Genomic DNA, 20946 nt, shown 5'->3' with positions numbered 1-20946 from the left:
CAACTTATCCCCTGTCCGGAACCACAGAAGGAAAACACCATGACTGACGTAGTGGCCAAGGCCGCATCGGCCTCCCAGTCCACCAGCAGCGATGACGCTGCACCCGGCGCCGAACCCGCCGTTGATGTGGCCGCCCTGGGCGAGCAGCTCTTGGGCAAATGGGCCCACATCAGGCACCAGGCACGTGCCGTTGCCGGCAATCCTGCTGTTCAGAAGATCGAAGGACTCCACCACACTGAACACCGTGCGCGGGCTTTTGAGCAGCTGAAGTTCCTGGTGGAAAACAACACCGTGCACCGCGCCTTCCCCACCCGGCTGGGCGGCGCGGATGACCACGGCGGAAACATTGCGGGTTTTGAGGAAATCGTCACCGCTGATCCTTCGCTGCAGATCAAGGCAGGAGTTCAGTGGGGGCTCTTCGGCTCTGCCGTCATGCACCTGGGCACCACTGAGCACCAGGACAAGTGGCTTCCGGGCATCATGAGCCTTGACATTCCGGGCTGCTTCGCCATGACGGAAACCGGACACGGTTCCGACGTTGCCAGCATCGCCACCACAGCAACCTATGACGAAGCCACCGGCGAGTTCGTCATCAATACCCCCTTCCGTGCGGCCTGGAAGGACTACATCGGCAACGCTGCCAACGATGGCCTGGCCGCCGTCGTCTTTGCCCAGCTGATCACCAGGAACGTCAACCACGGTGTGCACGCCTTCTATGTCGACCTGCGGGATCCCGACACCAAGGAATTCCTTCCGGGAATCGGCGGCGAAGACGACGGCATCAAGGGCGGACTCAACGGCATCGACAACGGGCGCCTCCACTTCTCCAATGTCCGCATCCCCCGCACCAACCTGCTCAACCGCTACGGTGATGTTGCCGCGGATGGCACGTACTCATCGATCATTGCCAGCCCGGGACGCCGCTTCTTCACCATGCTGGGCACGTTGGTCCAGGGGCGCGTGTCACTGGACGGAGCGGCTGTGGCAGCAAGCAAACTTGCGCTGAAAACCGCCATTCAATACGCCACCGAGCGTCGCCAGTTCACTGCTTCCTCAACCACGGATGAGGAAGTCCTGCTGGACTACCAGCGGCACCAGCGCAGGTTGTTCACCCGGCTGGCCACCACCTATGCAGCCAGCTTTGCGCACGAACAACTCCTCCAGAAGTTCGACGACGTCTTTTCCGGAGCGCACGACACAGATGCCGACCGCCAGGACCTGGAAACCCTCGCCGCAGCGCTGAAGCCGCTGAGCACGTGGCATGCCCTGGACACTCTCCAGGAATGCCGTGAAGCATGTGGCGGCGCGGGGTTCCTGATCGAAAACCGGTTTGCGTCGCTTCGCGCCGATCTTGATGTCTACGTGACGTTCGAGGGCGACAACACCGTGCTCCTCCAATTGGTGGCCAAGCGTCTCCTGGCGGACTACGCCAAGGAGTTCCGCAGTGCCGATTTCGGTGTCCTGGCCCGCTATGTGGTGGACCAGGCTGCAGGCGTGGCGTTCCACCGGACCGGCCTGCGCCAGGTTGCGCAGTTTGTTGCCGACACCGGCTCAGTCCAGAAGGCGGCGCTTGCCTTGCGGGACGAAGAAGGCCAGCGCACGCTGCTGGCGGACCGCGTGCAGTCCATGGTGGCTGAAGTGGGTGCTGCCCTCAAAGGTGCCAACAAGCTTCCACAGCAACAAGCTGCGGCATTGTTCAACCAGCACCAGCATGAGCTCATTGAGGCCGCCCAAGCCCATGCCGAACTCCTGCAGTGGGAAGCCTTCACTGAGGCCCTGACCCATGTTGCCGATGACGGCACCAGGCGCGTCCTGACCTGGCTCAGGGATCTCTTTGGCTTGTCGCTGATTGAGAAGCATCTCTCCTGGTACCTGATGAACGGGCGGCTCTCCATGCAGCGCGGCCGGACCGTGGGTGCCTACATCAACCGCCTGCTCGTGAAGATCCGCCCCCACGCAGTGGATTTGGTGGATGCCTTCGGTTACGGGCCCGAGCACCTGCGTGCGGCGATTGCCACGGGGGCCGAGGCCAAACGCCAGGATGAAGCCCGCGAACATTTCCGCCACCAACGCGCCAGTGGTGACGCTCCCGTCAACGAAAAGTCCCTCCCGGGAGCCAAGGCTCCCCAGCAGGCCAAGTAACTGACATCAGACGACGACGGCGCCGCTCCCACCAAAGGGGGCGGCGCCGTCGTCGTTGGCTGGACCGGCCGAAGCGGCAGGGTCAGCGGAGAACCGACCTGTACACCTCAAGGGTTGTTTCGGTGATCGATTCCCAGGAAAAGTGCTCCTCCGCCCGGAGGCGGCCGGCCCGTCCCATCTCGCGTGCCCGCGCGGGATCGGCTACCACCTCGTTCAGGGCGGCGGCGAAATCGCTGACGAACTTTTCCGGATCCAACGGCGTACCCGTGCCATCCGTTACCTGCTCCAGTTCCACCAGAAGGCCCGTTTCGCCGTGCTGGACAACCTCGGGAATGCCACCCGTGGCGCTTGCCACAACAGCGGCTCCACAGGCCATGGCTTCAAGGTTCACGATTCCCAGCGGCTCGTAGATGGAAGGGCAGGCAAAGGCCGTGGCGTGGCTGAGGACCTGGATCAGCTCCCTGCGCGGCAGCATGCGTTCGATCAGCACCACGCCCTCGCGCTGGGACTGGAGTTCCTCGATCAGGCGTGCCGTCTCGGCAGCAAGTTCCGGCGTATCGGCCGCACCGAGGCACAGCACCAGCTGGACGTCCGCCGGCAGGCTCGAGGCGGCGCGCAGGAGATAAGGGACACCCTTCTGGCGGGTGTTGCGCCCGACGAACACCACGCTGGGCTTCGCCGGATCAATGCCCAGGGCCCGGATGGCATCGTCCTCTTCGTCGCGCTCCCAGAGGGAAACATCAATGCCATTGTGAACAACCCGCACCTTGGCCGGGTCCACGTCCGGGTAGCTGCGCAGAATGTCCTGTCGCATGCCCTCGGAGACGGCGATGATGGCAGCGGCGGCCTCATAAGCGGTCTTCTCCACCCAGGAAGACAACGCGTAGCCGCCTCCCAACTGCTCAGCCTTCCACGGACGCAACGGCTCCAGGCTGTGGGCGCTGAGCACATGGGGAATGCCGTGCAGCAACGAAGCCAGGTGTCCGGCCATGTTGGCGTACCACGTGTGCGAATGGACAAGGTCCGCGCCGGCAACGTCAGGCACGATCCTCAGATCCACGCCCAACGTCTGGACGGCAGCGTTGGCCGAGCCCAGGTCCTCAGGTGTCCCATAGGACTCAACAACCGCACCGTGGTAATCCGTGTCACGCGGGGCGCCGAAGGCCCGCACGCGAAGATCGACGTGCTTTGCCAGCACCCGGCTGAGCTCGGCCACGTGGACACCGGCACCGCCGTAAATTTCCGGAGGGAATTCTTTAGTCACAATGTCTATTCGCACGCTAACCAACGTAGTCGTTCCGGCGTATGTGTTCTAGTGTGAAGGGGTCCGGAAAATCGGACTTTTGGGGGATACGAAGACGTACGGGGAGCAGTGACCATGGCGTTGAAGAAAGTATTGGCAATAGTTTTGGCAGGCGGAGAAGGCAACCGCCTCATGCCGCTGACGGCGGACCGGGCCAAACCCGCGGTTCCGTTTGCCGGCGGTTACAGGTTGATTGACTTTGCACTGTCCAATCTTGTCAATTCGGGATATTTGAAAATTGTTGTCCTGACGCAGTACAAATCACACAGCCTGGACCGGCACATCTCCGAGACCTGGCGGATGTCCACGCAACTTGGCCGCTATGTGGCCTCGGTTCCTGCGCAACAGCGGGTAGGCAAAAGCTGGTTCCTTGGCAGCGCCAATGCCATATACCAATCACTCAACCTCATCCACGATGACGCCCCGGACATTGTGGTAGTGGTCGGTGCCGATCACGTTTACCGCATGGATTTCTCCCAAATGGTGGAGCAGCACATAGCCAGCGGAGCCAAGGCCACAGTTGCCGCGGTGCGCCAGCCACTCTCCATGGCAAACCAGTTCGGCGTGATCGAAGTGGACCAAAACGACCCCCAGAAAATTGCGGCCTTCGTGGAAAAGCCCGCCAGCACCCCCGGACTGGCAGCAGATCCCACGCAATTTCTGGCGTCCATGGGCAACTACGTTTTCAACGCGGATGCCCTTGTTGAGGCCCTGCATGTTGACGCCGAACGACTCGACACCAAGCACGACATGGGCGGGGACATCATTCCGTACTTCGTGGACCAGGGCGAAGCCGGGGTCTATGACTTCACGCTCAACGACATCCCCGGAGCCACGGAGCGGGACCGGACCTACTGGCGCGACGTCGGCACCATCGATTCTTTCTACGACGCCCACATGGACCTTATCTCCCCCGTTCCGGTCTTCAACCTCTACAACTCCGAATGGCCGATCTTCACCCGGCAGAGCATTTCGCCGCCCGCCAAGTTCGTGCGTGGCGAAAACAACACCGTGGGTACCGCCCTGGACTCGATTGTTGCCAGTGGCGTGGTCATCTCGGGCGGCATTGTTGAAGGTTCCGTGTTGGCTAACGATGTCTACGTCGCTGCGGGAAGCCGCGTGCATGACTCGGTCCTGATGGACAAAGTACGCGTGGGTGAGGGTGCCGTCATCCGTCGCGCCATCCTGGACAAGAACGTCAAGGTTCCGGCAGGTGCCGCGATCGGGATCGACCCCGCCCTGGACAGGGCCCGTGGCTACAAGGTCACCGAGTCAGGGATTACCGTCCTCGCCAAGGGCCAGACCGTTCCTGAGCCCGGCGAGGCGGAACTTGCCCTCTCGGCCGAGCACCGCAGAAGCCTGCCCGAGGCCGTGAAGGCAGCAACCCACGATGATCCGGACATCCGCGGCTCCGCCGAGCGGGTGGCAGCAGGTATCCAGTCACGGGTGGCTGACGCGGCCTCGCAGGCAGCGTCACGCTAGCCACGTTGCCTGCGGGGGCGGTTACTGACTGTTCCCGCAGGCAAACCGGCGTCCAGGGTGCTTCCAAGGCTGTAAAATCAGGTCAATGAGCTCCACCGATCTGACGCCTGAAGAGATCCAGGCCTGCCTCAAGGTTCTGACCACGATCCACGTCTACGACGAAGAGCACCCGGACTATGTAGCCGTCCGACGTGCTACCGGAAAGATGTTCAAGGCCGTCAAGCGGCACCGGCGGGTCACCAAGCGGGATTCCATTGCCGAGGCGGACCGCGCGGTCCTGGCGCTCACTGCAACTGCCGCTCCTGACCGGATCGATGACGAGACCCGCGGCAACAAGCTCGCCACCTCGGCCACGGGAGAGATTGCCGGGCACCTGATCCGCTCCCGCCCGTGCTACATCTGCAAGACCCACTACACCCAGGTGGATGCCTTCTACCACCAGTTGTGCCCGGAGTGTGCAGCCTTCAGCCACAGCAAGCGTGATGCCCGCACCGACCTCACTGGTCGCAGGGCACTGTTGACCGGTGGGCGGGCCAAAATCGGCATGTACATCGCGCTGCGGTTGCTCCGGGACGGCGCACATACCACCATCACCACACGTTTCCCCAAAGACGCAGCCCGGCGCTTCGCCGCAATGGAGGACAGCGCCGAGTGGCTGCACCGCCTGAGAATTGTGGGCATCGATCTCCGCGATCCCGCCCAGGTCATGGCGCTGACGGACTCCCTCAACGAGGCCGGCCCCCTGGACATCATCATCAACAATGCCGCCCAGACAGTGCGCCGGTCAGGCAACGCCTACAAGCCCTTGGTGGACGCCGAGGATGAAGCGTTGCCCTCGGCCTTGGAGCCGGCCAACGGTGGCCCCGAACTGGTGACGTTCGGCCATGCCCATGACAAGCACCCGCTGGCCCTCGCCAGCAGCGTCACCGAGCACCCGGTGCTTGCCGGAGACGCCATCACGTCCCTGGCCCTTTCCACGGGATCGGCGTCGCTGGAGCGGATCGAGTCGGGTACAGCGATCGACGCCGGTGGCCTGGTTCCGGACCTTGCCGCCATCAACAGCTGGACCCAGGTGGTGGACGAAGTGGATCCCCTGGAAATGCTGGAGGTCCAGCTGTGCAACGTTACCGCGCCGTTCCTCCTGGTCAGCCGGCTTCGTGGAGCGATGAAGCGCTCCACAGCCCACAGGAAGTACATCGTCAACGTGTCCGCGATGGAAGGCCAGTTCTCACGCGCCTACAAGGGCCCCGGGCACCCGCACACCAATATGGCCAAGGCCGCCCTGAACATGATGACGCGCACCAGCGCCCAGGAAATGCTGGACTCCGATGGCATCCTCATGACCGCTGTAGACACTGGGTGGATCACCGATGAGCGCCCGCATTACACCAAGGTCAGGCTCATGGAAGAAGGTTTTCATGCACCCCTTGACCTGGTGGACGGTGCTGCACGTGTCTATGACCCGATCGTGATGGGCGAAAACGGCGAGGACCAGTACGGTGTCTTCCTGAAGGACTACAAACCGTCCCCCTGGTAGACACCGCCTGGTCCATGATGGCCCGATCCTAGGCCAGCCGGGTGATCTCCACCGACACGGAGAGGCCCGAGCCACCGCCACCGGACAAGATGCCCTTCAGCGGTGGTACGTCGCGGTAATCCCGCCCCTTGGCGACGGTGACGTGGTAGTCCCCTGCCGGTTTGTGGTTGGTGGGATCCCAACTGCGCCATTCACCGTCCCACCACTCCAGCCAGGCATGTGATTGCCCGGCAACGGTCTCGCCGATGTCGGCCGAGGCCCGGGGGTGGATATAACCCGAAACGTAACGGGCCGGGATGCCGCTGCAGCGCAGGGCTCCGATGGCCAGGTGTGCCAGGTCCTGGCACACACCTTGACGCTGCAACCACGCCTGCTCGGCATTGGTGGTCACACCGGTGGTTCCCTTCATGTAGGTCATCTCACCAGCCATCCAGCCGAAAACCGCCATGGCTGCCTCGTGGGGATTCTTGCCCTTGACGATCTCCGGAACGATGCCCAGCACTTCCTCGCCGGGACCGCTCAGCCTGGACTGCGGCAGCCAGTCACTGAATTCGTCCTGGATCTTCCCTGAAGCGATGACGTCCCAGCCCACAATGTCGTCCTCGGAGGCAACGCGCTCGGTCCGGTGGACCTCCACGGTGGCTGTTGCCAATACCTCGAGGCTCTCGTGCGGCATTTGCATGTCAAAGGCGGTGACCCTGGTACCCCAGTAGTCCCTGTAGGTACTCACGGAGGCTTGGTTGGGCGAGACCTTGGTGGAGGACTCCAGGACAACCTGCTGGCTGTCGGTCAGCGGAGTCATCCGGGCCTCGTTGTAGGACAACGTCACGCGGCGGTTGTATTTGTAGGCCGTCTTGTGGACGATGCTCAGCCGGGTCATGAAACTTCTCCCACCCAGGCGTGTTCGTCAGCCTGATTGAAGTACTTACGGGAAATGGCATCGGATGCCTGGGTCACTGCCTTCTGCACGCGTTCCATGTGCTCGGGAAGCTCCGACATGAGATCGTCCGTGCGATGGAACTCAAGGAAGGTGCGCGCTTGGCCCACGATGCGGCGGGCATCGTTAATGAAACCAACACGCTGGGCCGAGGGGTCCAGTTTGGCGAGGCATTCATCGGCGTCGCGCAACGCGTACACGATCGAACGGGGAAACAGGCGGTCCAGGAGGAGGAATTCCGCAGCGTGCTGATCCCCGAAGGCTGCCCGCCGTGTGCGGATGAAAGACTCGTAGGCGCCGGCGCACCGGAGCATGTTCACCCATGACATGCCTGCTGATTGCACGTCGCGCGTGGAGAGCATCCGAGCCGTCATGTCGGCGCGCTCAAGGGAGCGGCCCAGCACCATGAACAGCCAGCTCTCGTCGTGGCTGACAGTGGTGTCCGCAAGGCCGCGAACCATAGCCGTCCGCTCCAGGACCCAGTTGCAGAAACGGTATGTTCCCACCACGTCTTTACGGTGCTGGTTGAGTCCGTAGTAGGTGGTGTTCAAGCTTTCCCACAAGGACTGGGAGACGGTTTCGCGTGCACGGCGGGCGTTTTCCCTGGCTGCGCCAAGTGAACCGGCTATGGAGGACGCGCTCTGCTTGTCGTAGGCCAAGGCGTGCAGCAGTTCAGGAAGGCCGAAGTCTTCGCTCTGCGGCTTGGCGCCCATGACGGCCAGGAGCTCACGGGCCACGCTGCGCTGCTCATCCAAGGGAAGGTGGTTGAGGCGCTCCAGGTGCACATCCAGGATGCGCGCGGTACCGTCAGCGCGTTCTACGTAGCGTCCAATCCAGAAAAGGGACTCAGCAATACGGCTCAGCATGGAACTGTGCCTCCTTTGCGTGGTGCGGGTGAAGGATCAAAGTGGGTAGGGGCGGCGTTCACTGCTGTTGCTCCGACTGCCTGTCGCGCCAGTTGCTTTCGACCGGCCACACGGACACCTGCTCACGGATGGTGACGCTTTGGCGGGGAATTTCTTCCACCGGCATCTGGGGCGAGTTCGCCAACACCCATGTATCCTTCGACCCGCCACCCTGGCTGGAGTTCACAATCAGGGATCCCTCTTTCAACGCAACGCGGGTGAGGCCGCCCGGCAAAACCCAGACGTCGTCGCCGTCGTTCACTGCGAACGGCCGAAGGTCCACGTGCCGGGGACCGAACTTGTCGCCGGAGAGCGTCGGCACCGTTGAGAGCTGAAGGACGGGCTGCGCGATCCACCCTCGCGGATCGGCAATGACTCGCTTGCGCAACGCGTCGAGTTCTTCCTTGGAAGCATCCGGACCGATCACCAGGCCCTTGCCGCCGGAGCCGTCAACAGGCTTGACCACCAGTTCATCGAGGCGGTCCAGCACATGTTCCCTGGCTTCCTTTTCCTCGAGCCGGAAAGTGTCTACGTTGGCAATGATCGGCTCTTCGTGCAGGTAGTACCGGATCAGGTCAGGGACGTAACTGTACACGAGCTTGTCATCGGCCACTCCGTTTCCCACGGCGTTGGCGATGGTCACTCCCCCGGCGCGTGCTGCGTTGACCAATCCCGGGCACCCGAGCATCGAATCGGAGCGGAACTGCAGGGGGTCCAGGAAGTCATCGTCAATGCGCTTGTAGATAACGTCCACCCGCTGCTCACCCGCTGTGGTCCGCATGTAGACGCGGTTGCCGCGGCAGATCAGGTCCCTGCCTTCCACCAGTTCCACACCCATGAGGCCCGCCAGGAGGGTGTGCTCAAAATAGGCGCTGTTGAAGACACCCGGTGTCAGGACCACCACGGTGGGATCGTCGACGCCGGCAGGTGCGGTTTTGCGAAGGGCCGACAGGAGACGGCGCGGGTACTCCTCCACGGGACGGATGTGCTGCTGGCCGAAGGCTTCGGGGAGGCCCTTGGCCATGGCCCTGCGGTTTTCCAGGACGTAGCTGACCCCGGACGGAACGCGGACGTTGTCCTCCAGGACCCTGAAGGTTCCCGCGGCGTCCCGGACCACGTCGATGCCGGAGACGTGCACCCGCACGCCGCCGGAGGGCTCGAACCCGTGGACGGCGCGGTGGAAGTGCGCGCTGGTGGTGACCAGTTGCCTGGGTATCACCCCGTCCGCCACCACTGCCATGCGCCCGTAGACGTCGTTCAGGAAAGCCTCGAGGGCTTTGACGCGCTGGGCGACCCCGCGCTCCAGGACATCCCATTCGTCAGCCGGTATCACGCGGGGAACAATGTCCAGGGGAAACGGACGCTCCTCGCCGGCATAGTCGAACGTGACACCACGGTCGAGGAAGGTGCGGGCCATGGAATCCGCCCGGGCGGTGACATCGGCCAGGGACAGTTCGTGCAGGGCCTCCGATACCTGACCGTAGGATCTCCTTGCTTCGTGGCCCTGGGTGAACATCTCGTCGTAAGCGCCGCTGCGGGCAGCGGCCTCGGAGTAATCCTGAAATAGGTCAGACATGGGAAATAGACAATCACCTTTTTGGGTCCAGCGCATTTCGTGCTGATTATGTCGCCGTTTCCAGGGGTTCCCGGTTCGCCTTCCGGGCCCGTGTCCGGCAGGGTTGTGGCATGCCCTTTTCCAACTCCGCGCACCCCGTGTTCCGGCTGGGGGCCGGACTGGCGACGAGTGCCGTCGCCACTGCGCTGGCGTTCGCCCTTCACGCCGTCCTGCCGGCCATTCCCGCCATGACGTCAGCTGTGGCCTTGGGCCTCTTGGCCGCCAACATGCCGGGTACGGCAGTATTTACCGCCGGACGGGCAAGGCCGGGGTTGGATTTTGCCGGCAAGCACCTGATGCGTGCCGGAATTGTCCTGCTGGGCCTCAAAGTCAGCATTGGTGACGTCCTGGGCCTGGGCGTTCTGTCTTTGCTGCTTATCGTCGTCATTGTCCTGGTGAGTTTTGCAGGGACCTACGGCCTGGCCCGCCTGCTGCGGCTGCCCGGTGATGCTGCCCTCTTGATTGCCACGGGTTTTTCCATCTGCGGTGCTTCCGCCATCGGAGCCATGGCAGCTGTCCGCAGGATCAAGCATCAGGACACCGTCTTGCCCGTTGCTTTGGTGACCTTGTGCGGGACTCTGGCCATTGGCGTGCTGCCCTTGCTGATGCATCCCCTGGGCCTGAATGCGGAGCAGTTCGGAGCATGGACCGGCGCTTCCGTGCACGATGTGGGACAGGTGGTTGCCACGGCGCAAACTGCCGGGACAGCGGCGCTGGCTGTCGCCGTCGTGGTCAAACTGACCCGGGTAGTACTGCTGGCGCCCATTGTGGCGGCGGCTGGGCTGCATCAGCGGTACGTGCACCTGCGCCGGCGCAATGGCCGTGGGCTGGAAGGGGGCGGGGCCGGACAGTTTGAGGCAGCGGAAGGTAAGTTCCCGCCAATAGTTCCCCTCTTCGTGATCGGGTTCATTGCCATGGTTGCTGTCAGGTCGTTGGGGTGGGCCCCACCGGGAGTTCTGGAAGCCGCTGCCACGGTGCAGGACATCCTCCTGGCCATGGCGCTGTTCGGCCTTGGCTCGGCAGTGCGTGTCCGGCATTTGGTCCATACCGGCGGGAGGTCCGTGGTGGTGGCCTTGGGCTCCTGGCTGCTCATCGGCTCCCTCGGCCTGGGGGCCGCGTGGATCATGATTAGATAGCTGTGTGTCGAATCACAACCTGTCACGCGACGAAGCCGCCAGCCGCTCATCCTTGATCACCACCCACAGCTACGACGTCCTGCTCGACGTCCGCGATGCTGAAAATCCCGCCACCAGCGGATATCCCAGCATCAGCACGATCGTGTTCTCCGCGGACCCGGGAAGTTCCACTTTCCTGGACTTCATCCACGGCTCGGTGGCTTCTGTAACGTTGAATGGCCGGGAACTGGACGTGGACCACGTGGTGGACCAGGACAGGATCGTCCTGGAGGAACTGGCTGCCCACAACACAGTGACGGTCAGTGGCACAGCACTGTACAGCCGTTCAGGTGAAGGGATGCACCGTTTCTTTGATCCCGCGGACGGCCAGTGCTATCTGTACACCCAGTACGAACCGGCGGACAGCCGGCGGGTCTTCGCCAACTTCGAACAACCGGACCTGAAGGCGGCCTTCACCTTCCACGTCTTGGCCCCCGCTGAGTGGGAAGTGGCGTCCAATGGCGTGGAAGTGGCCAGGACACCGGTGGAGGGAGACCCCGCATCGGCGCGGTGGGACTTTGCCACCACGGAGCGGATGTCCACCTACATCACCAGCGTGTTGGCCGGTCCATACTTCAAGGCCACTGATCACTGGGGTGCAACGCTCGACGGCGGTGAGCGGCTCGAGGTTCCGCTGGCCCTCTACTGCCGTGCATCCTTGGCTGAATTCTTCGACGCCGACGAGATCTTCAGGCTGACCAAGAACGGCCTGGCCTTCTTCAACTCACTGTTCGCCTATCCCTATCCCTGGGGAAAGTACGATCAAGCCTTCGTCCCCGAATACAACCTCGGTGCCATGGAAAATCCAGGGCTGGTCACGTTCACCGAGAAGTACGTCTACGCATCCCGGGCAACCGACGCCCAGTACCAGGCCCGCGCCAACACCCTCATGCACGAGATGGCCCACATGTGGTTTGGCGACTTGGTGACCATGAACTGGTGGGATGACCTGTGGCTCAAGGAGTCCTTCGCCGACTTCATGGGAACACTTGGTGTGGACCGCGCCACCGATTGGGATACGGCCTGGATCACCTTTGCCAGCAAACGCAAGGCGTGGGCCTATGTGCAGGATCAACTGCCCACCACCCACCCCATCGTGGCGGACATCCCTGATCTCGAAGCGGCCAAACAAAACTTTGATGGAATCACCTATGCCAAGGGCGCCTCGGTCCTGAAACAGTTGGTGGCGTACGTCGGGTTCGAAGCCTTCATTGACGGCTCCCGCCAGTACTTCCGTGACAACGCTTTCGGCAACACCTCACTCGAGGACCTGCTGGTGGCACTCAGTGCAGCGTCCGGCAGGGACCTCACGCAGTGGGCCCGCCAATGGCTGCAGACCTCCGGAATCTCCACCATTTCACTGGACATCGTGGACGACGACGGTGTCCTGGGAACCGTCGCCGTCAACCAGGACGCCGTGGACCCACTGACCGGCGATCAGCAACCGCGGCCCCACAGGATGCGGTTGGGACTCTACGACGCAGATCAGACGGGGGCTTTGGTCCGCACTGACAGCGTGGAAGTGGACGTCACCGGACCCAGCACCGTTGTGACAGAGCTGCAGGGGAAGAAGAGGCCGGCCCTGTTGCTGGCCAACGACGACGACCTGAGCTATGCCAAGGTGCGGCTGGACCCTGTTTCCGAGGCCACGGTCCGTGCGGCCCTGGACAGGATCCAGGACCCCATGGCGCGCGCCTTGTGTTGGACGGCGCTCTGGGACTCAGCCCGGGACGGCGTCACGCCTGCCGCGCGCTACGTGTCCGCAGTGGAGCAGTTTGCCGCCTCCGAATCAGGGATCGGGGTGCTGCTCAACGTATTGGGTAACGCGGCCGCGGCCATCGAGAAATTCGTCCCGGCTGAAGGGCGGGAAGGAGTCCGCAGCGACTTCCTGGGCGTCGTCGCAGACCGGCTGCATTCCGCTGAACCGGGCTCGGACCACCAGGTGGCGTGGGCCAGGACGTTGGCCGATGTTTCCCGCCACGGCGGCAGCCATTTGACGCTGGTCAGGGCCATCCTGGATGGCACCACGGTGGTCCCTGGCCTGTCTGTGGATGCCGAGCTGCGGTGGAGCTTGTGGCAAGCGCTGGCGGCCAACGGCAAGGCCACCCCGTCCGAGCTGGACAGCGAGTTGGCCAAGGACCGGACTGCGACCGGCAGGGAGGGCCACGCCCTGGCATCGGCCGCGTTGCCTGAAGCAGCCGCCAAGGCCGCAGCCTGGGAAGCGGCAGTCACTGATGACCAGCTCTCCAACGAGATCCTGAGCGCCACCATTTCCGGCTTCTCCCTGGGTCCGGCCGCGTTGCGGGAACCCTACCTCGAACCCTATTTCGAATGCCTTGACCGGGTGTGGACCGAGCGCAGCATCGAGATCGCCGGGAGGATCGTCCGCGGCCTCTACCCGTCATCCCAGGACCTGGATCCCCGGCACTCTCCCGAAGGCCACCCCCTGGTGGTCAGGACAGACAGCTGGCTGCGGGATCACCCTGATTCACCGCGGGCGCTCAAGCGCATCCTGATAGAGCAGCGGAGCCATCTGGTCCGGGCACTGACGGCGCAGGCCGCTTCCTGAAGGATCCGTTCTAGGGGACGCGGTGCAGCCACTCTTCTGTTCCGAACTTCTCCGCTACCCGCTTTCGTCCATCAGCAAGCTCGGCCTCGGTCAGAGTGGACACGGTAGCGCCGTAGCGCTCGGTGAAGACGTCCTGCATGGCCTGGATGATCGCTGACCGGGCCACACCGGTTTGCCGGCGAAGGGGGTCCACGCGCTTCTTGGCGCTGCGGGTTCCTTTGTCGGACAGCTTCTCCTTGCCAATGCGCAGCACCTCCACCATTTTGTCGGCGTCGATGTCGTAGCTCATGGTGACGTGGTGCAGCATGCCACCGTTGGCGAGGCGCTTTTGTGCCGCTCCCCCGATCTTTCCCTGGTCTGTGGCAATGTCGTTCAGAGGAACGTAGAAGGCTTTGATGCCCAACTTCTCCAAGGCGGCCATCACCCACGCGTCGAGGAAAGCGTAGGAGTCCGCAAAACTGATTCCATCCACCAAAGTCTGCGGCAAGTACAGCGAATAGGTGATGCAGTTGCCGGCTTCCATGAACATGGCACCGCCTCCGCTGACCCTGCGCACCACATTGATGTTGTGCCGTGCCACGCCATCAGGGTCCACTTCGTTGCGGACGGACTGGAAGCTGCCGATCACCACGGACGGTTCCTCCCAGTCCCAGAACCGCAGGGTGGGGTTCCGCAGGCCTGCCCCTACCTCTTCAGCGAGAACCTCATCCAGGGCCACGTTCAGTTGCGTGGGAAGGACCGACGGTGGGATGACTTCCCACTGGTGGTCCCCCCACCCGGTAGCCTTCGACAATGCCCGCCGGACAGTCACAGCGATAGCCGCCGCGGAGAAACCGAACAGGACAGCATCCTTGGGGAGACCCGATTGAACGGCATCTGCAATCTCGGCGGCGGTGGAGGATTCCGGCAGGCCCGTCAAGGCGGCGTTGATGTCAGCCAAGGCCTCATCGGGTTCCAGGAAAAAGTCGCCGCTCAGGGACACGTCGGAAAACTTTCCCTGGTCCACTTCCAGGTCCACCACCACCAATTTGCCACCGGGGACTTTGTATTCGCCGTGCAGCCGGTCTGCGCCGTGGTGGTTCTGGATTTCTTGGTTCGGTGTTTCCTGCGGATCCTGGGAAGTCATGGTTTCCATCTTGCCGGAAAACGCAAAAGCCCGCATTGCCGGTGACGGCAATGCGGGCTTGAAAGCTGTGGGGCGAAGTGGTTACTTCTTGCCGCCGAAGCCCTTGAAGCGTGCATTGAAGCGCTCGACGCGGCCAGCGGAGTCCATGATGCGCTGCTTGCCCGTGTAGAACGGGTGGGACTCCGAGGAGATTTCGACATCGATGACCGGGTAGGTGTTTCCGTCTTCCCACTCGATGGTCTTCGAGGAAGACACGGTGGACTTGGTCAGGAACTTGGTACCGGAGGCGAGGTCGTTGAAGACAACAGCTTCGTACTTCGGGTGGATATCAGACTTCATAATGGGACCTTTTGTTCACGCAACTGGATTTTGCCAGTTGCCAGGTATGAATGGAGTGGGCCGGCTGCTGCAACGTCAATTCCAGCTTCCGGGCCAACAATCAAGCATAGCCGATGTCGCACGCCCGCACGAACCGGCGTTAATCGCGGTGGCGCAGTTCCCAAAAGGCCACGGCAGATGCTGCAGCAACATTCAGGCTGTCCACTCCAGGCCGCATGGGGATCTTGACGGCAAGGTCGACGGCGGCCAGCGTCTCGGGGCTCATCCCGGCACCTTCGGTACCAAGCACCAAGGCAAGTTTGGGAATGCGCTTGCCGGCCACCTCATCAACATCCAGGGCGTCATCCGTCAGCTCCATGGCAGCCACCCGGAATCCATGGTCCTTCAACACCTGGAGATCGTTGGGCCAGCTTTCCAGCCTCGCCCAGGGGACCTGGAAAACCGTGCCCATGCTGACCCGTACGCTGCGCCGGTAAAGCGGGTCGCCGCACCGGGGGGAAACAAGTACTGCGTCTACGCCCAGAGCAGCAGCTGAACGGAAAATCGCTCCCACGTTGGTGTGGTCCACAATGTCTTCGAGCACGGCAACCCGGCGGGCAGCGTCAAGGAGTGGCCCCAAGGCCAGTGGGGCAGGCCGCTGCATGGCAGCCATTGCACCCCGGTGGAGATGGAACCCCGTGATCTCCTCCAGCAATGATGCCTTGCCGATGTAGACCGGAACATCGGGATGGAGCTGGAAGATGTCGTCGAGGTCTTCGAGCCACTTTTCTGCCAGAAAGAATGACCGTGGCCGGTGCCCGGCAGCCAATGCACGCCGCAGAACCCGGGACGATTCAGCGATATACATTCCCTCGGCCGGTTCCCTGAGTTTCCGAAGGTGCACGTCCGTCAGCGAGGTGTAGTCGCTGACGCGTGGGTCCGAGGCAGATTCAAGGTAGTGGAAGGTCACGGGTGACTATTTCATCAGGTTGGCGATCATGAAGCCCAAGGCAACAATGCCGAGGACAAAAATGACTGACCTGAGGATTGTGGGCGAGAGCTTCCGTCCCACCTTGGCGCCAACAAGCCCACCAATCGTGGAGCTCACTGCGATCAGCAGGACCACCAGCCAGTTGATCCTGTCGAAGGCAAAAATCAGGTAGGAAAATGCGGCCACCAGGTTGACGCCCAGGACCAGGATGTTCTTCATTGCATTGGCGTTCTGCATTGTGCCCGCAAGGAAGACACCGAGGATGCCCACCAGGAGGATGCCCTGGGCGGCCACGAAGTAGCCGCCATAAACACCGGCCAGAAACACCAGGACCACCAGGAGGACCCCGTGGCTCTTGTCGCGGACGGCGTGCTCGGGGTTTTGTTCCCTGGCACGTACCCAGGCTTGAAGTTTTGGTTGGAAGACCACCATCAGCAGGGCTACCACCAACAACACCGGGGCGGCGTAGTGGAAGACGGTCTCCGGAAGGTGAAGTAGAAGCCAAGCACCGGTGATACCGCCCAGCAATGAGGCCGGAAGCAGTTTCATCAATTGCCTGCCGCGGCCAGCCAATTCACGGCGGTAGCCCCACGCGCCGGCAGCGTTGCCGGCCACCAGGCCCATCGCGTTGCTCATGGAGGCCACCACCGGGGTGATGCCCAGGGCGATGAGTACCGGGAAGGTCACCAGGGTGCCGGAACCCACCACGGCATTGATGGTGCCGGCCCACAAGCCGGCAAAAAAGATCAGGATGCTGCTAAGAATCTCCATGGTTTTTCAGGCCCGTTTCTTAGCGACGCGCAGTGGCCGTGTAGCGGCCTGCATTTTCCGTGATGGTGAGCGGAAGGCCGAAAGTATCGCTGAGGTGTTCGTCCGTGAGGACCTCGGTGATGGGTCCCGCGGCCACAACTGCTCCGTCGCGGAGCAACATCGCGTGGGTGAAGCCCGGCGGAACTTCCTCAAGGTGGTGGGTCACCAGGACCATGGCGGGAGACGCTTCATCGCTGGCCAACTGGCCCAGCTTGTGGACCAACTCCTCGCGTCCCCCGAGGTCAAGGCCTGCGGCAGGCTCGTCCAGCAGCAGCAGTTCGGGATCAGTCATGAGGGCACGGGCAATCTGCACCCGCTTGCGTTCACCTTCCGAGAGGGTGGCAAACGTGCGGTTCAGGAGTGGTCCCATTCCCCAGTCGTTGAGAAGTCCGAAGGCGCGGCGCTCATCGTCACGCTCGTAGCCTTCGCGCCACCTGCCGGTGACGCCGTAGGCCGCAGTGACCACTACATTCAGCACAGTTTCGTGTTCAGGGATCTGGGTGGCCAGGGCTGCGGAAGATAGGCCAATGCGCGGGCGCAGTTCGAAGACGTCCACCCGCCCCATGACTTCGTCCAGGATCCCGGCTTTGCCGCTGCTGGGGTGCAGGCGTGCCGACGCAACTTGAAGAAGGGTGGTCTTGCCCGCACCATTGGGTCCCAGAATGACCCAGCGCTCCCCTTCGCTGACCTGCCAGTCAACTTTGTCCAGCAGGGTCTTTTTACCGCGGACAACGCTGACGGAAGCCAAATCCAGAACATCACTCATAGCAGTAGACACTAGGTCAAAAATCCATGCGACTAAAAACGGAGTCAACCGTCCGGGCACGCGACGAAATGAATTCGGGCGGTTACCAGTGGCTCAGTAGGATTGAAGCCATGATCCCTCACGCGGCCGCGGTTAGTTACGGCCTGAATCTGTCCCCGGAGAATCTCGACGCAGTCCGCGCAGCGCTTACCGGCGCCGGCGCAACGGTGACTTCCGAATCAGACGATGGAAACGGCCACTTCCAGGTCCACACCGCCGAGGTGAGCACCCCCCAGGACCTGCAGCGGGTGCGCCGTCAGGTTGCGGAAGCGGCAGTCACCGATGTCGATACGGCGATCGTCCCCGCAGCATTGCGCCAGGCGGGACGCAAGTTCCTGATCATGGACGTGGACTCCACCCTGATCCAGCAGGAAGTGATTGAACTTCTGGCGGCCCATGCAGGAAAACGCGAAGAGGTCGCAGCTGTCACTGAAGCGGCCATGCGGGGTGAGCTGGATTTCGCCCAGAGCCTCCACGCCCGGGTTGCCGTCCTGGCAGGGTTGCCGGCCGCCGTCGTCGAGTCCGTACGCCACGAGGTTCGCCTGAGCCTTGGGGCGGCAGAGCTGGTGGCCGCCTTCAAGGATGCAGGCCACGTAGTGGCTGTGGTGTCCGGTGGGTTCAATCAAATTCTGGCACCCATCGCAGATGAGCTGGGGCTGGATTACTGGATGGCCAATGAACTGGAAATTTTTGATGGCCATCTGACCGGCAAGGTCCTTGGCGACGTCGTTGACCGGGCAGCGAAGGAAAAATATCTTCGTGCGTGGTCGGAGGCCGAGAGGATCGACCTTCAGCACACCATCGCGGTGGGCGATGGCGCGAACGATCTTGACATGCTGGGCGCAGCAGGGCTGGGTATCGCATTCAACGCCAAACCTGCTGTCCGCGAGGCGGCCGATGCCGCCATCAACATCCCCTACCTGAATGTGGTGCGGTACATCGCTGGTGTTTAGCTTGTGAATTCTCCTTAGTGTTCTTGGTCCTGTAATCGTGACGCTGAATATCGATTAATTTTCGGAATTGATACATTTGAACGGCACTTCCCGGGTGGAATATGTCAGGGTCTCTTAATATGTGAATATAAGAGCTCCGAAATGACACTCCAGAAAAGGAAGAGTCCTAATGAGCTCACTAGATGATGCCATGAAGCAGCTGCTGTCCATTGAAGGCGCCACGGGTGCCGCAATCGTCGACTACTCCAGCGGAATGGCACTCGCCCAGGGTGGCAGCCCGGGCTTTGACCTTGGTGTTGCCGCAGCAGGAAACTCCAATGTGGTGGCCTCCAAGTTGCGGACCATGGCTGACCTGAAACTGGACAGCACCATTGAAGACATTCTGATCACGCTGGACTCGCAGTACCACCTCATCAACGTCCTGAACTCAGAGGGCTCCAAAGGACTCTTCGTCTACCTCGTGCTGGACCGCACGTATGCCAACCTTGCGTTGGCGCGGCATAAGCTCAAGGGCATCGCCAACGGCGTCAGCATCTAAGCCGGGACATTCCCGGCGCATGGAAGGGGCGGTCGCGCAGTCGACCGCCCCTTCCATCTGCCGTTTCGGAAATCGCAGGGACTCCTAAGCCTTCAACCTCCGTGCGTCGCTGGCCTCCGTTTCAAACTTCCGCCCCAGCATGTGGTGCACCAGCACGTCCTCGTTGGTGTTCTCATTGGCCTCGATGGTGACCATCCCGCCGTCCCTCATGACTCCGATCCTGTGGCACCACCCCACCAGCTCGGACAGGTCCGCGGACAACAGAATGATGGCAACCCCCAACTGGCTGAGTTCCTTCAGCATCCTGTAGACCACCTCCCTGGCTCCAATATCGATCCCGCGGCTTGGGTGGCTCAAGATCAGCACATCGCATCCAGCGGACATCCACTTGGCCAAGTGCACCTTCTGCCGGTCGCCACCGGACAGGGTATCCAGGGAACCGTGGATGTTGGTTGTATTGATCCGCATTCGGCGCACCACGTCAACCACTTCGCGGAGCCTCGAGATTTCGTCGTGAAGGGAGGTCCCGGTGGGATGTCCGGCGGCCTGGATTCCTTCGGTGATACTCAGGTGTTCGTCCAGTAAGTCGTCGTCGGACAAGAAGCCAATTTTCAAGCGCGAGGCGTCCTGGACGCTCCGTAACGTGGCTGGCTGACCCTGAACGTGGAAGCTGCCGCTGGTGCTGGGCCGAATGCCTGCCAGGGCCTCCACCAGCTGGTATACGCCTGAGTGGTGTGTACCCGCCAGGCCAAAAAGCTCCCCTTTGCTGACGGCAAAGGAGACACCCCTGACGGCGTTTCCCACACCCAGGTTGGTCACGCGCAGCGCTTCCTGGCCTGTGGCGTTATCACGGGGTCTTTCCACTGGATCCAGCTTCTGCTGGAGCAACAGGAAGGCAAGTTCGTCGACGTCGGTCGTGCCGGCTTCCAGGATGCGGTGGACTTTTCCGTTCCTCAGGACGGCTATGCGGTTCGCGATGGAGCGGATCTCGTCCAAGCGGTGGGTGATGTAGATGATGCCCCGGCCCTGTGCGGTCAGCATCCGGAGCACCCGGTGGAGAATGGCAACCTCATGGTCAGGCAGGGAGGCGGCCACCTCGTCCATGATCACCAACTGCGCCTCCTCGGCAATCATCCTGAGGATCTCCACCAGCGCTTGGTGGGCGCGTATCAGCGTACCCACCTTGGCGTCAGGGTCCACTTCTACCCCGGCATGTTGGATCAACGCAGCAGCTTGGTCCCTGAGGGCAGTGTGCGGTTTTCCCGCCTGGAAGGTGTCCCGGAAGATCGCCTCGGCCACTGTCAGCCGGGGATCGAGCCGGAAGTTCTGGGGAATCAGTCCCACACCGCAGGCACGTGCCGCTTCCGGACTATCAGGCGAGTACTTCTCCCCCGCCAAGGTAATGCGCCCACCGTGGTGCGTTTGCGCGCCGGCCAGCACCCCCATCAGCGTCGACTTCCCTGCCCCGTTGGTGCCTATGAGGCCCAGGATCTCCCCACGGTTCAAAGAAAAGGTGACTCCTTTGAGGATGTGCCGCTGATCATAGGAAGCATGAATGTCATCAGCATCCAGTAAAAGGTCCATGGAAACTCCTGATATTTCGTGCGGTGCGGTGAGGAATGGATCATCCGGCACACGGCGGATGGTGCACCACAAGGGAACCAGCAGAGTCAATCAGACAGCGAACTTTAATGCAAAAGAATTTCTATGAAACGGTTTTATGTATTTCGTGACGCCAAA

At 62.1% G+C, this 20946-nt stretch carries 17 protein-coding genes; 7 read left to right on the top strand and 10 right to left on the bottom strand.

The genetic code is table 11. The features are described from left to right. Positions 1-39: 39 nt before the first annotated feature. Positions 40-2142, top strand: a complete 2103-nt coding sequence (locus tag JOE60_RS09295; protein ID WP_167266532.1) for an acyl-CoA dehydrogenase family protein — start codon at positions 40-42, stop codon at positions 2140-2142. Between the two features lie 82 nt (positions 2143-2224). On the opposite strand, the gene glgA is transcribed toward JOE60_RS09295, so the two are convergent. Continuing rightward, on the bottom strand, positions 2225-3421 hold the full coding sequence (glgA, locus tag JOE60_RS09290; RefSeq protein WP_167266535.1) for a glycogen synthase: 1197 nt from the start codon (positions 3419-3421) through the stop codon (positions 2225-2227). A 93-nt stretch (positions 3422-3514) separates the two neighbouring features. Between glgA and glgC the strand changes: the two genes are divergently transcribed. Both glgC and JOE60_RS09280 read left to right on the top strand, forming a co-directional pair. Beyond that, positions 3515-4927: a glucose-1-phosphate adenylyltransferase gene (gene glgC / locus JOE60_RS09285; protein ID WP_204814897.1), complete on the top strand. Its 1413-nt coding sequence runs from the start codon at positions 3515-3517 to the stop codon at positions 4925-4927. A gap of 85 nt (positions 4928-5012) precedes the next feature. Next, on the top strand, positions 5013-6464 hold the full coding sequence (locus JOE60_RS09280) for an SDR family NAD(P)-dependent oxidoreductase (RefSeq protein ID WP_167266540.1): 1452 nt from the start codon (positions 5013-5015) through the stop codon (positions 6462-6464). A gap of 28 nt (positions 6465-6492) precedes the next feature. On the opposite strand, the gene JOE60_RS09275 is transcribed toward JOE60_RS09280, so the two are convergent. From JOE60_RS09275 to JOE60_RS09265, 3 genes are read right to left on the bottom strand one after another with little or no spacing between them, the layout of a single operon-like run. Further along, the gene (locus JOE60_RS09275) at positions 6493-7344 is read right to left on the bottom strand and encodes a transglutaminase family protein (RefSeq protein ID WP_167266545.1); all 852 of its coding nucleotides are present in this window, start codon (positions 7342-7344) and stop codon (positions 6493-6495) included. Continuing rightward, positions 7341-8267: an alpha-E domain-containing protein gene (locus JOE60_RS09270; protein WP_167266549.1), complete on the bottom strand. Its 927-nt coding sequence runs from the start codon at positions 8265-8267 to the stop codon at positions 7341-7343. Before JOE60_RS09270 ends, JOE60_RS09275 begins: the two co-directional genes overlap by 4 nt. Positions 8268-8325: 58 nt before the next feature. Beyond that, complete coding sequence (locus tag JOE60_RS09265) at positions 8326-9882, bottom strand: circularly permuted type 2 ATP-grasp protein (protein ID WP_167266553.1); 1557 nt, start codon at positions 9880-9882, stop codon at positions 8326-8328. A 110-nt stretch (positions 9883-9992) separates the two neighbouring features. On the opposite strand from JOE60_RS09265, the gene JOE60_RS09260 reads away from it, so the two are divergent. Both JOE60_RS09260 and pepN read left to right on the top strand, forming a co-directional pair. Continuing rightward, complete coding sequence (locus JOE60_RS09260) at positions 9993-11057, top strand: YeiH family protein (RefSeq protein ID WP_167266557.1); 1065 nt, start codon at positions 9993-9995, stop codon at positions 11055-11057. A 4-nt stretch (positions 11058-11061) separates the two neighbouring features. Beyond that, complete coding sequence (gene pepN / locus JOE60_RS09255; protein ID WP_167266561.1) at positions 11062-13665, top strand: aminopeptidase N; 2604 nt, start codon at positions 11062-11064, stop codon at positions 13663-13665. A gap of 10 nt (positions 13666-13675) precedes the next feature. On the opposite strand, the gene JOE60_RS09250 is transcribed toward pepN, so the two are convergent. The 5 genes from JOE60_RS09250 to JOE60_RS09230 form a co-directional block, all read right to left on the bottom strand. Continuing rightward, positions 13676-14791, bottom strand: a complete 1116-nt coding sequence (locus JOE60_RS09250) for a lipoate-protein ligase LplAB (protein ID WP_204814895.1) — start codon at positions 14789-14791, stop codon at positions 13676-13678. Positions 14792-14872: 81 nt separating this feature from the next. Continuing rightward, positions 14873-15130 carry a type B 50S ribosomal protein L31 gene (locus JOE60_RS09245; RefSeq protein WP_066275740.1) on the bottom strand — a complete coding sequence of 86 codons (258 nt, stop codon included), beginning with the start codon at positions 15128-15130 and terminating at the stop codon, positions 14873-14875. A 139-nt stretch (positions 15131-15269) separates the two neighbouring features. After that, complete coding sequence (locus tag JOE60_RS09240) at positions 15270-16079, bottom strand: TrmH family RNA methyltransferase (RefSeq protein WP_167266570.1); 810 nt, start codon at positions 16077-16079, stop codon at positions 15270-15272. A gap of 6 nt (positions 16080-16085) precedes the next feature. Further along, positions 16086-16871: a sulfite exporter TauE/SafE family protein gene (locus JOE60_RS09235; protein ID WP_167266574.1), complete on the bottom strand. Its 786-nt coding sequence runs from the start codon at positions 16869-16871 to the stop codon at positions 16086-16088. Between the two features lie 19 nt (positions 16872-16890). Further along, the gene (locus JOE60_RS09230; RefSeq protein ID WP_167266578.1) at positions 16891-17676 is read right to left on the bottom strand and encodes an ABC transporter ATP-binding protein; all 786 of its coding nucleotides are present in this window, start codon (positions 17674-17676) and stop codon (positions 16891-16893) included. A gap of 110 nt (positions 17677-17786) precedes the next feature. Between JOE60_RS09230 and serB the strand changes: the two genes are divergently transcribed. Beyond that, positions 17787-18668 (top strand): phosphoserine phosphatase SerB, encoded by an 882-nt coding sequence (gene serB, locus JOE60_RS09225; RefSeq protein ID WP_167266582.1) that lies wholly within the window; start codon positions 17787-17789, stop codon positions 18666-18668. Between the two features lie 169 nt (positions 18669-18837). Beyond that, positions 18838-19206: a hypothetical protein gene (locus JOE60_RS09220; protein WP_167266586.1), complete on the top strand. Its 369-nt coding sequence runs from the start codon at positions 18838-18840 to the stop codon at positions 19204-19206. A gap of 84 nt (positions 19207-19290) precedes the next feature. On the opposite strand, the gene JOE60_RS09215 is transcribed toward JOE60_RS09220, so the two are convergent. Further along, positions 19291-20790, bottom strand: coding sequence for a sugar ABC transporter ATP-binding protein (locus tag JOE60_RS09215; protein ID WP_167266590.1), 1500 nt, complete (start codon positions 20788-20790; stop codon positions 19291-19293). Between the last annotated feature and the right edge of the window lie 156 nt (positions 20791-20946).

It is taken from the genome of Paenarthrobacter ilicis, from assembly GCF_016907545.1.
GTDB lineage: Bacteria > Actinomycetota > Actinomycetes > Actinomycetales > Micrococcaceae > Arthrobacter > Arthrobacter ilicis.
The sequence above is the reverse complement of the archived record's forward strand: the minus strand, read 5'-3'. Positions and strand labels throughout refer to the sequence as shown.

Excerpts from the sequence above, each read along its gene's own strand:
- JOE60_RS09275 (WP_167266545.1), bottom strand. The coding sequence starts at position 7,344 with ATGACCCGGCTGAGCATCGTCCACAAGACGGCCTACAAATACAACCGC.
- JOE60_RS09280 (WP_167266540.1), top strand. The coding sequence starts at position 5,013 with ATGAGCTCCACCGATCTGACGCCTGAAGAGATCCAGGCCTGCCTCAAG.
- JOE60_RS09250 (WP_204814895.1), bottom strand. The coding sequence starts at position 14,791 with ATGACTTCCCAGGATCCGCAGGAAACACCGAACCAAGAAATCCAGAAC.
- JOE60_RS09230 (WP_167266578.1), bottom strand. The coding sequence starts at position 17,676 with ATGAGTGATGTTCTGGATTTGGCTTCCGTCAGCGTTGTCCGCGGTAAA.
- JOE60_RS09265 (WP_167266553.1), bottom strand. The coding sequence starts at position 9,882 with ATGTCTGACCTATTTCAGGATTACTCCGAGGCCGCTGCCCGCAGCGGC.
- JOE60_RS09260 (WP_167266557.1), top strand. The coding sequence starts at position 9,993 with ATGCCCTTTTCCAACTCCGCGCACCCCGTGTTCCGGCTGGGGGCCGGA.
- serB (WP_167266582.1), top strand. The coding sequence starts at position 17,787 with ATGATCCCTCACGCGGCCGCGGTTAGTTACGGCCTGAATCTGTCCCCG.
- JOE60_RS09270 (WP_167266549.1), bottom strand. The coding sequence starts at position 8,267 with ATGCTGAGCCGTATTGCTGAGTCCCTTTTCTGGATTGGACGCTACGTA.
- JOE60_RS09235 (WP_167266574.1), bottom strand. The coding sequence starts at position 16,871 with ATGGAGATTCTTAGCAGCATCCTGATCTTTTTTGCCGGCTTGTGGGCC.
- JOE60_RS09215 (WP_167266590.1), bottom strand. The coding sequence starts at position 20,790 with ATGGACCTTTTACTGGATGCTGATGACATTCATGCTTCCTATGATCAG.
- JOE60_RS09295 (WP_167266532.1), top strand. The coding sequence starts at position 40 with ATGACTGACGTAGTGGCCAAGGCCGCATCGGCCTCCCAGTCCACCAGC.
- JOE60_RS09220 (WP_167266586.1), top strand. The coding sequence starts at position 18,838 with ATGAGCTCACTAGATGATGCCATGAAGCAGCTGCTGTCCATTGAAGGC.
- JOE60_RS09245 (WP_066275740.1), bottom strand. The coding sequence starts at position 15,130 with ATGAAGTCTGATATCCACCCGAAGTACGAAGCTGTTGTCTTCAACGAC.